The sequence below is a fragment of the Corallococcus sp. AB030 genome, from assembly GCF_003668965.1.
GTDB lineage: Bacteria > Myxococcota > Myxococcia > Myxococcales > Myxococcaceae > Corallococcus > Corallococcus exiguus.
The window spans coordinates 17721-30633 of sequence record NZ_RAWQ01000126.1; the positions used below are offsets into that span (position 1 = coordinate 17721).

Sequence of the window (12913 nt, forward strand, 5' to 3'; positions counted from 1 at the left end):
ACCCCTCCGGACCGCGACGGGCAACCGTTCCACCGGGCATCAGTCGAGCAGATTACGGGCGTACTCGCCCCGCAGCCGGTCGTCTCCCAACGCCCGGGCGGCCTCCGTCAACACCGCGCGGATCTGCTGCGCGCGGTGCTGGAGCGCGGGGTCCGGATGGCCGGCGAAGCGCAGCGGATGGAACTCGGCGGCGAGCAGCGCGTATGCCCGCTTGACCTCTTCACTGCCGGCCGAGCGCGCGAGCCCCAAGACGGTGAAGTAGTCCGCGTCCTGGATCTCCTCGAACTTGGCCTCCAGACGGTGCACGTCCAGCTCCGGCGGCAGGTGGCCGTGCGCGTCCTCCGACGGCGGATGCAGCGCGATGAGGCCCAGCGTCCGCGCCACCGCGAGCGCCTTGAGTGCTCCGTCCTGTGGCAGGCCCGCGCCCAGGAGCAGTGACTCCAGCGTGCGTTCGCCGTCCACGGCCTGCAGGAGCTGGAGCTCGCGAGCGGAGAGGCCGAAGTCCGCGGGGGGCATGTGCGCGTCGCCTCGGGAGACCTGGGCGCGCAGGGAGCCCGCCGCGTCCAGGAGCGATTCGGCGGTGAGCGTGTTGCGCAGCCCTTCCGCGAGCAGGTGCAGCGGCGGGCGCGTGGCGGCGGCGAGCGCCACCTCGTGGGGCGCGGGCTCCGGCACCAGGCGGTAGAGCGTGGAGGGCTCCGCGAGCGCGTCCAGGAAGACCTGTTCGGTGTAGCGCTGGACCAGCGGGACGGATTCGGCTTCGCGCACGTAGCCGCGCCCGCGCAGGGCTTCCAGCAGCGTGCCGGTGGTGGCGCTGCGCACGAGCCGCAGCTCGGCTTCCTGGCGCGCGTCGATGAGACCGTCCGCGCGGGCGCGGTCCACGAGGGACTCGCCCTGCGCGGAGGACGCGGCGCCGACCAGGGCTCCGTCGCGCAGCCAGAGGACGCGCAAGGCGTTCATCACCTTGAGCTCCAGGCGCACCTCCATGCGCGCGTCGCAGAGCCGCAGGATGAGGCGCGAGAGGCCCTCCTGCGTGAGGCTGCCGCTGCGGGCCACCGCCATCTCCGGGCGGCCGGGCGATTCGAGGGGGATGATGGTGGCGCGGGCCTGGGCCGCGGCTTCTTCCGCGTCCCGCTGCGCTCGGGCTTCGAGTTGTTCGCGCTCGCGCTCGGCCTGGAGGCGCTGTTCGACGGCTTCGACTTCGAGCCGGGTGCGCGTCTCGCGCTCGCGGGTGAGCTCCTCTCGGAGCTGATCAAGCTGCGCTTGCAGGGTGTCTCGGGCCTGCGTGAGGTCCGTGGATTCGGAGCGGGCGCGGGCTTCGGCTTCGGTGCGCGCGTGGGTTTCCGCGGCGAGGCGGGACTCCGCGGTTGTGCGGGCCTGGGACTCGGTTTCGAGGCGGGCTTCGAGGTCCTGGCGTGCACGGCCCTCGGAGTCGAGGCGGACTTCCAGCACAGTGCGCAGCCGTCCTTCGGACGTGGCCTTGGCGGTGGCTTCGGCGGCCTTCTGCTCGGACTGGAGGGCGCGGGCTTCCGCGGCGGTGCGGGCCTGGAGTTGCTGCTCGGCCGTGGCTTCCGCTTCGGCGCGGGCCTGTTCGGCCTGGGCCAGGCGGGTCCGTGCGAGTTCGTCCGCGTCGGTCCGGGCGTGCGTGGACTGCTCCGCGCGGGACTCCGACTGGGAGAGGGACTGCGTGAGTTGCTCCGCCCGGGCCTGGGCCTGGGTCAGCGCCTGCGTGAGCTGCTCGATGCGCGCCTGGGCCTCGGTGCTCGCGTGGGTGGATTGCTCCGCGCGCGCTTCGACTTCGGTGCGTGCCTGCGCGAGATGATCAGCGCGGGCTTCCGCTTCCGTGCGTGCCTGCGTGAGTCGCTCGATGCGCGACTCGGCTTCAGTGCCTGCCTGCGTGAGCTGCTCGATGCGGGCTTCGGCTTCGGTGCGTGCTTGCGTGAGCTGCTCGATGCGGGCTTCGGCTTCGGTGCGTGCTTGCGCGAGCTGATCAGCGCGGGCTTCCGCTTCAGTGTGGGCCTGCGTGAGCTGCTCGATGCGAGCCTGGGCCTGCGTGAGCTGGTCCTCGCGGCTCCCCGAGTTGGCCTGGAGCTGCTGGAGTTGCTCCGCTCGGGCCTCTGCTTCGGCCCGTGCCTGCTCCAACTGCTCGGCGGTCTTCTTCGCTTTGGCGTTGAGCTGTTCTTCGCGGGCCTCTGCCTCGGCCCGTGCCTGCTTCAGCTGCTCGGTGTTGGCGTCGCGGGCCTTTTCGGCTTCGGTGGCTCGCGCTTCGGCCTGCTTCAGGGCCTGCGCCAGTTGCTCCACGCGGGCTTCCGCCTGGAGCAGGGCTTCGGCGGGCTGCGCGGCCTTCGCTTCGGCTCGCTGGCGAGCCTGCTTGAGCTGCTCCATCCGGGCGTTGACCTGGCTCAAGGTCTCCGCGAAGCGCGCCTCGTTCTGCAGCCTCGCCGCATCGGCGTCTTCCACTCGGGCCTGGGCTTCGGCCAGGGCTTCTTCGGCCTTCGCGGCCCGGACTTCCGCCTGGGCCAGGGCTTCGGCGTTCTGTTCCGCGGTGGCTTCCGCGGCGGCTCGGGCCTCCTCGGCTTGCGTGGCGCGGCTTTCGGCCTGGCTCACCGCCTGGGCGGACTGCCTTGCCTTGGCTTCGCCCTGGAGCAGCACCTGCGCCAGTTGCTGCGCCCGGGCCTCCACCTGCGCCAAGGCCTGCGCGGACTGCTTCGCCTTCGCCTCGGATTGCGCCAGCGCCTGCGTGGCCTGCTGCACCCGCGTCTCCGCCTGGGCCAGCGCCTGCGCGGAGTGCTTCGACTTCGCTTCGGACTCGGCCAGCGACTGGGCCAGCTGGTGCGCACGCACCTCCACCAGGGACAGCGCCTGCGCGGAGTGCTTCACCTTCGCTTCGGCGGTCGTGCGGGCCTTCGCCTCCGCTTCGGCACGGGCTTCCGCCTCGGCACGCCGCGCATCCAGGTTCGCACGGAGCGCGGCGTCCTCGGTGTCGCGGCTCTCCGCCTGGTCGGAGTCGGATTGCGCTCGCTGACGCGCATCCTCGCGCGCCCTGGATTCGGCTTCCGCCCGGGCTTCGGCCGCGATTCTTGCTTCGGTCTCGGCTTCGAGCCGCGCTTCCACGTCCGTGCGTGCGGCCTGCTCCAGCTCGGCGCGGGCTTCGGCCTCCTCGCGCGTCTGCGCTTCCTGATGGGCTCGGAGCTCGGCCTCCTCGCGCGCCTGGACCTCCGTGGCGAGCCGCTTCTCGAGTTCGACGAGCTCGAGCCGGGCCATCTCCGCGAGGGCTTCGGCTTCGCGGCGGTCGCGCGCCTCGGCTTCCGCGCGAGCTTCGGCCTCCACCCGGCCTCCGGCTTCGGACGCGAGCCGCGCTTCGACCTCCGCGAGGGCCTCCGTCGCCGACTCGGCCCGGACTTCCGAGGCCTCATGCGCCGCCGAGGCCTGCTTCAACAGGGACTCGGCTCGGGCGCGGGCGTGGACCTCCGCTTCGGCCCTCACCTCCACGGCGCTCCGGGCCTCTACCTCCGCGTCCGCTTCGAGCCGCGCGTCTTCGCGTGCCCGCTCTTCGCTCGCGATGCGATCTTCCAGCTCCACGCGGAGCGACTGCTCCGATTCGGCCAGGGCTTCCGCGTCCGCGGCCCGGGCCTCCGCCTCCTCGATGGCGGCGTGGGCCAGCGCCAGCTCTTCACGCAGCGATTCCAGCTCCGCGGCGAGATCCGCTGACGGCTCGGCTGCGCCCGTGCGCGCGGGTGAGGGGGCTTCCTGCTCCTGGGTGCGCGTCTTGTTCGCCCGTTGCAGGCCTCCGGGTACCTGCAGCGGCGACGACGGCGCCTGGGCTTCCGCGCTCTCCGCGCGCGACGACGCACCGACGGCATCCGCGGCACCGGCGCGCGGATTCGCGGAGGAGCCGGCTGGCGTCGCCGCATCCCCTGCTCTTGCCGCGACAACAGGACCGGACTCATTGCCCGGACGCGTGGACGTGCCACCTGTCGCCGCACCGGACTTGTCGCTCAGGCCCGCGGCGCTGCCACCCGCGCCTGTTGCATCGCCCGGGTTCGCGGACGAGACGCTCACGCTCGCCACGACGCCCGCGCTGCTCTTGCCCGATGAGCGCAGCGGGACACGGGCCGCGACACGCAGCGGCCTCTCGGTGTTCACGCGAGGCGAGGTGCTGTCCGCCGTTCCTCCATCGCGCGACTCCGTGGCCTCATCCGGACGCGAGGCCGCCTTGCCCGACTTCGCGTCATCAATCTTCGCGCGTGCCGCAGCCGCCGGGCTCGCGGGGCCCGAAGGCTCCGCCCACTGGAGGGGCCTGGCCCCCTCCGTCTTCGCCTCCTCGACGGTCTCGGAATCGAACCAGTCCGACCCCACCGGCTTCGCGTCGTCCGAGGAGGACTCATCCCCCCGCTCTCGCGCATCGGCGGAGGCCTTGAGCTCCGCCTCCAGTACGTCCCAGTTCGACAGGCCCGCCGCCGCCAACTCCTCCGCGGTCGGCTCCGAGGGCGCGTCCTCCTGCGACTCACCCGCCGCCGCGGCCCGCTCCTCCGCCGCCACGTCGTCCGCGACCGAACCGAAGTCCGTCTCGTCGGAGTCGTCCACGCCGCCCGGAGGCGCACGCGTCTCCAGCTCCGGATCCGGCTCCAGTTCCTTCCACGCCAGCGGCGCGGAGCCCTCCGGATCCGACGCCTTCGCCGCCCCGCCGTCCTCGTCCGAGTCGACGTCGAAGAACCCCTCGTCCCCCAGCTTCGGCGCGGACTTCACCGGCTTCAGCCCCGGAGGGGTGAGTGGCTCCTCACGGAACGCGAGCCGCCCCTCCGCGAGCGCCTCTTCCTCACCCTCCTCGTTCGGGAACGGGAAGCGCAACGTGGTGCGCGCTTCCGGTGGACGGCCCTCGAGCGCATCCTCGGCGTTCGGCGGCTCCGCGTCCCACTCGGAGCCGATGCTCGCGTCCGGATCCTCCTCGCCCCACGCTTCGCCGGAGTCACCCTCCTCCGCCGACCCCGTCCACTGCGACTTCGTGCCCACCGACAGCGCGGAGTCGATGGAGGCGATCGCCTCCGTCTCCACTTCCAGGTGCGCCTGCTCCAGCGCGGCGTTCATCGCCAGGTGCGTGCTGCGCTCACGCTGCTGGTGCACGGCGTGCGCGCTGCGCTCCTCGCGCGTCATCGCCGCCACTTCCCAGTCCGTCTGGTTCAGCGGCGCCAGGTCCCCGAACAGCGCGTTCGCCAGCGCGGGGTCCCCGCCCACCGAGCGCGGCGACGTCACGTGCCAGGCTTCGTCCGCCGGGGCGCTCCCCTTCGCCGGCTCGCTCAGCGTCCGGTTCTCCACCACGCGCCAACCATCCGCCTCCGCGGGCGCACGGATCAACGTGTCCACCAGCGTCACGAAGCTCGGCCCGTCCAGGGGCAGCGGCGCCACCGGCGCGCTGAAGCCTTCGATGGGCTCACTCAGCAGCAGCACCCGCGCCTTGTGGCCATCCGGGTGCTGCACCAGCTCTTCCAACACCACGCGCCCGCGGTCGCTCTCCACGCTCGGCGCGAGCACGATGAGCTCCGGCAGGTGATGCCCGAAAGCAATGAGCGCGTCCGCGGCGGAAGTCGCGAGGATGACCTCGTGCCCTTCGCGGGACAGCAGTCGCCGGACGGCGGCGATGGTGGCGATGTCGTCGTGTACGAGGAGGACCGAGGCGCCCATGGGGGAGCCAGGGAGTCTACAGCATGGCCCCGGGATCCACGTCGATCACGACCTTCACTCCGTTGGGCACATCCGCCAACGCCGCCTCCAACCGGGCGAGCAATGGGGCGAGCGCCGCATGCGTCGGCGCCTTCAGGAGCAGCTGCCAGCGCGTCTTGCCCCGGATGCGGGCGATGGGCGCCAGGGCCGGCCCCAGCAGGCGCACCCCCGCCGACGCCGGTGGCATGTGCCGTCCCACCAGGTTCCCCAGGAACCGAGCCACACCCGCGGTCTGCTCCGGGTGCTCGCCCTCCAGCCGGACGGACGCCATGCGCGCGAAGGGCGGATAGGCCAGCGCCTTGCGCCACTCCAGCTCCTGCTTGGAGAACCCGTCGAAGTCGTGCGCCAGCATCCGCTTCACCGGCTCCGCGTCCGGGTTGTAGGTCTGCACCAACACCCGCCCCGGGTCCTTCCCGCGTCCCGCGCGCCCCGCCACCTGGGTCAACAGGTGGAAGGTCCGCTCAGCGGCTCGGAAATCGGGAATCGCCAGGGAGGTGTCCGCCATCACCACGCACACCAGCGTCACGCCCGGGAAGTCGTGCCCCTTGGCCACCATCTGGGTGCCCACCAGCACGTCGAGCTCCCGCCGCGCGAAGGACGCCAGCAGCTCCGTCAGCTTCTCCGCGCTCGTCGCGGAGTCGCGGTCCAGCCGCGCTACGCGTGCGTGTGGCATCCGCTCCAGGACCTCCGCTTCCACGCGCTCCGTGCCGATGCCGAGCTTGAGCAGCGGGCCGGTGCACTCGCGGCAGCTGTCCGGGACCGGGAAGGCCACGCCGCAGTAGTGGCACACCACCCGGTTCTGCGAGCGGTGGTGCGTCATGCACACGTCGCAGTCCTGGCACTTGAGCGACAGGCCGCACACCTCGCACAGGAGGATGGTGCTGTGGCCGCGGCGGTTGAGGAACAGGATGACCTGCTGCCCCTTGGCCACCGTCTCCTCCATGGCCTGGAGCATCTGCGGGCTGAGGATGGGCGCCTCTTCCGTCACCTGGCCCTCGCGCGGACGCTCCACGCGCAGGTCCACCAGGCTGATGGTGGGCATGGGCCGGTCGTCCACGCGGTTCTTCAGCTCGATGAGCTTGTAGCGGCCGGAGCGCGTGTTCTGGAGCGTCTCCAGTGAAGGCGTCGCCGAGCCCAGCACCACCACCGCGCTGGCCTGCTTGCCGCGCACCACCGCCAGGTCGCGCGCCTGGTAGCGCAGCTTCTCGTCCTGCTTGAAGGACGGGTCGTGCTCCTCGTCCACGACGATGAGCCCCAGGTTCTCCACCGGCGCGAACACCGCCGAGCGCACGCCCACGGCGATCTTCACCGTGCCCTTGCGCAACGCCTGCCAGTGGAACAGCCGCTCGCGGTCCTTCAGCCCCGAGTGCAGCACCGCCACGTCGCCGCCGAAGCGGCTGCGGAAGCGCCCCACCAGCTGCGGCGTGAGCGCGATTTCCGGCACCAGCACCAGGCTGCCCAGGCCGCGCGCGAGCGTGTGCTCCACCGCGCGCAGGTACACCTCCGTCTTGCCGCTGCCGGTGACGCCGTGCAGGAGGTACGGCTGGAAGCCGCCCGCGTCGACGGCGCCCTGGAGTTCCTTCACCGCCAGGGCCTGCTCCGGGGTGAGGCGGTCCGGGCGGTTCTGCACCAGGCCCTCGCGCACGCCGGGCTGCAGCGTCACCTCCACCCACTTCACGAACTTGCGCGTCGCCAGCTTCTTCAGCGTCTCGCGCGCGCCGGGGATGGCGTGCGTCACCTCGTCCAGCGGCGCGCGCCCGCCCACCGCCAGGAGGTACTGGAGCACGGCGGCCTGCGCCGGAGCGCGGGCCAGTTGGGGCGGCACCTCCTCGACGAGAGCCTCCACGAAGAACTGGATGTCCGGCCTGGCTTCCTTCTCATCCACCGCGGTGGAGAGGCCCGGCGGCAGCGCGCCGCGAATGACCTCGCCCAGCGGATAGCGGTAGTGCTCCGCGGTGAAGCGCAGGAGCGCGATGAGGTCCTTGGGCAGGGACGGCGAGTCCTCCAGCACGCGCTGGATGGGCTTGAGCCGCACGCCGCCTTCCACCGGTGCGTTGGCGGGCCCCAGGTAGAAGCCCAGCGCCATGCCCCGGCCGAAGGGCACGAGCACGCGCTGGCCCGGGGCGAGGTTGCCCGCGAGCGCCTCCGGCACCAGGTAGGTGAACTCCCCGCGCACGGGACGGCCCACGGCGACAGAGGCAAGTTGGGCGGGAGTGGCGCTCACGACGGGGCGCACTGTAGCGGCGTGCTCCCGCTCCGACACTTCCCTTCCCACATCCGTACGCCGCGTCCGCAACGGAATGGAACCGCGAGAGGGGGCCTCTGCCTGTGCCCGAGGAAAACCACCCAGCGCGAAGTGCTCTTGCTCCATGACCGACCTCTTGCCGCCAGCGTCCCCGGCCCGCCCGTCCTGCACCCGGGATCCACTGTGCCCCGGGCGTCTGACATCCTTCGGTGCCCTGGAAGCACGAAGGGCCCCTCCCGACCCTGGAAGACAGGGTGCGGAAGAGGCCCGGGTGGCCTGCGCGAATGAGGGGCGTGCGGGCGGACTAGCGGCCGACGGACTTCTTCACGGACGGGCGGTTGGACACGCGGTCCCACCAGGCCATCACGTTCTTGTACGGGGCCACGGTGTCCTTCTCCCCCATGGCGAAGAGGTACTCCATGTACGGCGCGAAGCAGACCTCGGCGAGCGTGAAGTCATTGCCCGCCAGGTACGGCCGGGTCGCCAGCGCCGCGTCGAGGACCTCCAGCGGACGCTTCAGGCCCTCGCGGCCCTTGGCGATGTTCTCCTCGTTGTTGGTGCCCCGGAAGCGCTCCATGACGATCTTCATCGCCGGGCCGGAGAAATAGGACTGCTCCACGCCGATGAACTGCTCCATCAGCGCGTAGGCCTTGGGGTCCGCGGGCGTCAGCGACGGGCCCGGCAGGGTGCGGTCCAGGAAGCGGCTGATGGCGCGCGACTCGTACATGACGAAGCCGTCGTCCAGCTCCAGCGCGGGCACCACGCCAAAGGGCTGGCGGGCGATGTGCGCGGGCGTCTTCTGCTCGTGCTTCATCAGGTCGATGTTGATGAACTCGACCTCGTGGCCCTTCTCCGCCAGGACGTTGAGGACCTTGCGGGTACACGTGCTCATCGGGTTGCCATGGAGCTTCATGCGAATCGCCTCCGCGCCGGGAACCGGGGATATCCCGGCCCTGGAACGGGCGGGACTTTCACCGTGAGTCCCGCCCATCGCAAGCGAATCGAAGCGGACCGCTACTTGAAGAGCGTGTCCGGCACGGCCGAGCGGTTGTCCGCCTTGAGGGCGGTGAAGCGCACCACGCGCTGACCCGCCTTCCACACCTCCACCGTGCGGGGCATCCAGTCGCCGGTGGCCGGCGAGGCGTAGTCCAGGAAGCGCACGTCCCAGGCCGCCCCGGACGCGTCCGAGTAGCGCAGGCGCGCGGGCCGGAAGGCGTCCTTGTAGACCCAGAACTGGGGCTTGCCCTCCGCGGGGTCTCCCAGGACGAAGGCCACCTCACCGCCGAAGCGCGCGAGCGACGTCACCTTCGTGTTGATGCCCAGCCCCTGGAGGTAGGCCTCCTGGGCGAGCTTGGTGTCCTGCACGCTGCCCGCGTCCTGCGCGAGGATGGCGCACACCTGGGCCACCAGCACGGAGATGGCGGGCAGCTCCTTGCCCTCCACGCGCTTCTTGCCGGAGACCTGCACGGTGGAGGACTTGAGGCTGCTGTCCGGAGAGCTCGCGTCGAAGCGGCAGCGGCCCGGAATCTTCGCGGACAGCACGCCGTCACCCTGGAGTTCCGGGCGGTCCGTGGGGACGTTGAGGGCGGCCCCCGCTTCCGCAACGCCCGTGGAGGAGAAGATGACGGAGCCTTCCACGCGGAAGGCAGACAGGCGCTTCTCCTCCCGCGCGTTGGCCATGCGCCGCAGGATGGAGCCGCCGGGCAGCACGTAGGCGCCGGCGGCGAGGGACACGAGGACTGCGGATACGGCGATGAGACGCTTCACGGCTTCTCCGTCTTGACGACCTCGCGCAGGTACTCCAGGAGCCCTCCGCGCAGGTCGGGGCGCTTGAGCGCATAGGCGATGTTCGCCTTGAGGTAACCCACCTTGTCACCGGCGTCGTAGCGCTGGCCCTGGAACTTGTAGCCCAGCAGACCTTCGGTCTTCTGGAGCGTGGCCAGGCCGTCCGTGAGCTGGATTTCCCCGCCCACGCCCGTGGTCTGCTTCTCCAGGATGGGGAAGATGGACGGGGGCAGCACGTAGCGGCCAATCACCGCGAGGTTCGACGGGGCGGTGCCCTTCTTGGGCTTCTCCACCACGTGGTCGATCTGGATGACGCCGTTGCCCAGGTCCTTGCCGGCGGCGATGCCGTACATGTGCGTCTCGCTCTCCGGAACCTCCATCAGCGCGATGACGGCCTTCTGGTGCTGCTGGTAGATGCGCGCGAGCTGGCCGATGCCCGGATCCTCCGAGTCGATCATGTCGTCGCCCAGCAGGACGCCGAAGGGCTCGTCGCCGATGACGCTCTTGGCGCACAGCACCGCGTGGCCCAGGCCGAGCGGCTCCTTCTGACGCACGCTGATGATGCGCACCAGGTTCGCGATGGCGCGCATCCGGTCCGCGTCCGCCGTCTTTCCGCGCGCGCGCATCGTGGTCTCCAGCTCGAACGCGATGTCGAAGTGGTCCTCGATGGAGCCCTTGCCGCGGCCGTTGATGACGACGACGTCCTCCATGCCGGCCTTCACCGCCTCCTCCACGATGTACTGGAGGGTGGGCGTGTCGACGATGGGCAGCATCTCCTTCGGCACGGCCTTGGTGGCCGGGAGGAAACGGGTGCCCAGGCCGGCGGCGGGGATGACGCACTTGCGGATGAGCTTCGCTGCCTTCGTGTCAGGAGAGGACATGGGGCGGGGAATCTATTGGTGGCCCAGAACCCCAGCAAGCCGGATAGATTCCCCGGTGCCATGCCGCTCCGTGCCATCGCCGCCGCCCTGTCGTTGACGCTCTCCGTGGTCCCCTTCCTCGCCCGAGCCGCCACGACCGAACGGGCCGATGAGCTGCGCAACATCGCGAGTGCCCGGTCCCTGGGCATGGGCGGCGCCTACCGGGCCACCGGCATGGGTGCGGATGCACTCCTGGGCAATCCGGCGGCGATGGCGCTGTACCCGGCCTACCGCATCGAGGGTACGGGTGCGTACGACCCGCGCAACAAGGAGGGCTTCCTGGGCATCAGCCTGGCGGACTCCAGCAGCGGCCGGCTGGCGCTGGGCGTGGACTACCACTGGCTTTCGCTGGGACGTGGCGGAGGGCGTACGTCCGCGAACCTGAGCACGCTGGGCGCGGCGTTGCCCCTGGGGCAGTCGCTGCTCATCGGCCTGTCGGGGCACTACCTGCGACTGAATGGCCAGTCGCGCTTCGCCAACTCCATCACGATGGACGCGGGCATCCTCGTGCGGCTGAGCGAGCAGCTGTCGCTGGGCGTGTCGGGGCACAACCTCATCGACACGGACAACGTGGAGCTGACGCGCTACTTCTCCGCGCACGCGGCCTACGTGGGGCAGGCGGTGGTGGTGGCGTTCGACATGCGCGGGGACTTCGAGACGCGCGACTCGACGGTGCTCACGTACAACACCGGCGCGGAGTACATCTTCGACCAGACGATTCCGCTGCGCGCGGGCTACACGTACGACGGTTTCCAGAAGATATCGCGCGTGACGGTGGGCGCGGGCTTCCTGTCGCCCGGCGGCGGCGGCTTGGACCTGGCGTACGAGCACGACCTGGGCGGGCTGAACGGGCGCGTGCTGTCGCTCACGCTGCGGCTGCTGGTGAACTGAGGCGCCTCCAGGCGAAGCCGCTCTAGCGGCCGCGGCCCGCTTCGACGGCGTCGCGCAGGGCGAGGTAGCGCTCGGAGGCGGCGAAGCGGACCAGCTCCTCCAGCTCTGAATCGTTGGGGCGGCGGGCCCGGAGCACGGTGAGCGAGGGCCCGGGGCCTCCGCAGGCGACGAGCCCCGCGCGGTTGGCGGAGTCGCGCGCGGCGGCGACGAGCAGGTTCGCGTCGAAGTCTCGGGTGCCGGGCTCCATCAGCAGGGCGGCGCGCTCCAGGGCCCTGGGGGACAGGGACTCGCGCACCACGCGAGCGTCGTCGCCAGCGTCCTTGGGGTTCTTGAGGACGGAGGACAACAGTGCGAGCGCGCGCAGCAGGTGGTCCTTGCGCAGGGCGCGCAGGGCGAGCAGGTCCGGTGACAGCGAGAACAGCGCGCGGCCGGCGTGGAAGCGCAGCTCGGCGTTGGTGGGGGGCTGCTGCACGAGCTGCCGGCCCACGACGAGGCGCGGGGCGGAGGTGTGCAGCGGGGTGATGTTGGCGCTGTCGTCGTCGCCCGCGACGAGCTCCGGCAGGGGCACGCCCAGCAGGCGCGCGGTGCTGTTCAGTGCGTCGAGCACTGCGGCTGCGCCCGGGCCAGAGGAGGCGCGCAGGGGCTCCGTGGTGTTGGCGATGCGAGCGGGCGACGGGAACAGCCGGCACAGCGCGATGCCCACGCACGCGAGCAGCTCCCCGGACGGGGTGCGCAGGCCTGGGTGGCGCAGGCCGGCACGCTCCTGGTTGGTGAGGGGCGCGCGCAGCACGCGGGGCGCGGGGACTTCGCGGCCCTCCAGTGCGTCGGCGAGCTCGCGCATGAGCGCGGCGCGGGTGGAGTCGCCGCGCTGGTCGAAGTGGTCCACGAGTCCGCGGTAGGGCTTCGGGTCGAGCGGGCTCTCGCGCACGAGCTTGAAGACGATGGGCTCCGCGGAGGTGGAGTCCGCGGGGGGCTCGACGTCCGGGACGGCGGCGGGCGTCTCGCGGGTCTCGGTGGAGCCGACGGTGGGGCGGCCACTGGCATGGGGACGCGTGGGGGCGGGGCCGGAGACGGTGCCTTCGGGACGGCCGGCGCGGTGGATGCGGCGCACCGGGTCCATGCGGCCAGGAGGCGCTTCCCACGCGATGACGCTCGTGGCCTCCACGGGCCCGGCGCCGAGCTCCTGGGCGTCCTCGTCTTCGTCCTCCGAGGGAATCTGGCTGAGGAGCGGGATGTCGGGCGGAGCTTCGAGAGCGCCGCGGCCCTTCGCGGGAGGGGCGACGGAGCGCGAGGCTCCGGCCATGGCGCGCGGCGCGGGGGCTGGAGGTTCCACGCCACTGGCGGACAGCGGCGC

The 12913-nt window shown here is 71.6% G+C and carries 6 protein-coding genes and 1 pseudogene; 1 reads left to right on the top strand and 6 read right to left on the bottom strand.

Annotation, left to right across the window (positions count from 1 at the left end; all coding sequences use genetic code 11):
* Window positions 1–39: 39 nt before the first annotated feature.
* The 5 genes from D7Y15_RS26755 to galU all read right to left on the bottom strand — a co-directional run bounded on the left by D7Y15_RS26755 (window position 40) and on the right by galU (window position 10629).
* Complete coding sequence (locus tag D7Y15_RS26755; protein WP_121754342.1) at window positions 40–5679, bottom strand: response regulator receiver protein; 5640 nt, start codon at window positions 5677–5679, stop codon at window positions 40–42.
* 16 nt (window positions 5680–5695) lie between these two features.
* Entirely contained in the window at window positions 5696–8089 is a 2394-nt protein-coding gene (gene priA / locus D7Y15_RS26760; protein ID WP_121754343.1) for a primosomal protein N', read from the bottom strand.
* A gap of 178 nt (window positions 8090–8267) precedes the next feature.
* On the bottom strand, window positions 8268–8876 hold the full coding sequence (locus D7Y15_RS26765) for a glutathione S-transferase family protein (RefSeq protein ID WP_121754344.1): 609 nt from the start codon (window positions 8874–8876) through the stop codon (window positions 8268–8270).
* A gap of 101 nt (window positions 8877–8977) precedes the next feature.
* Window positions 8978–9730, bottom strand: a complete 753-nt coding sequence (locus tag D7Y15_RS26770; protein ID WP_121754345.1) for a hypothetical protein — start codon at window positions 9728–9730, stop codon at window positions 8978–8980.
* Window positions 9727–10629: a UTP--glucose-1-phosphate uridylyltransferase GalU gene (gene galU, locus D7Y15_RS26775; protein WP_121754346.1), complete on the bottom strand. Its 903-nt coding sequence runs from the start codon at window positions 10627–10629 to the stop codon at window positions 9727–9729. Before galU ends, D7Y15_RS26770 begins: the two co-directional genes overlap by 4 nt.
* A 60-nt stretch (window positions 10630–10689) precedes the next feature.
* Here galU and D7Y15_RS26780 point away from each other — a divergent pair, with 60 nt between their 5' ends.
* On the top strand, window positions 10690–11559 hold the full coding sequence (locus D7Y15_RS26780; protein WP_121754347.1) for a hypothetical protein: 870 nt from the start codon (window positions 10690–10692) through the stop codon (window positions 11557–11559).
* A gap of 22 nt (window positions 11560–11581) precedes the next feature.
* Here the strand turns inward: D7Y15_RS26780 and D7Y15_RS26785 are convergent.
* Window positions 11582–12913 (bottom strand): annotated as a pseudogene (locus tag D7Y15_RS26785) (hypothetical protein); the annotation flags it as partial.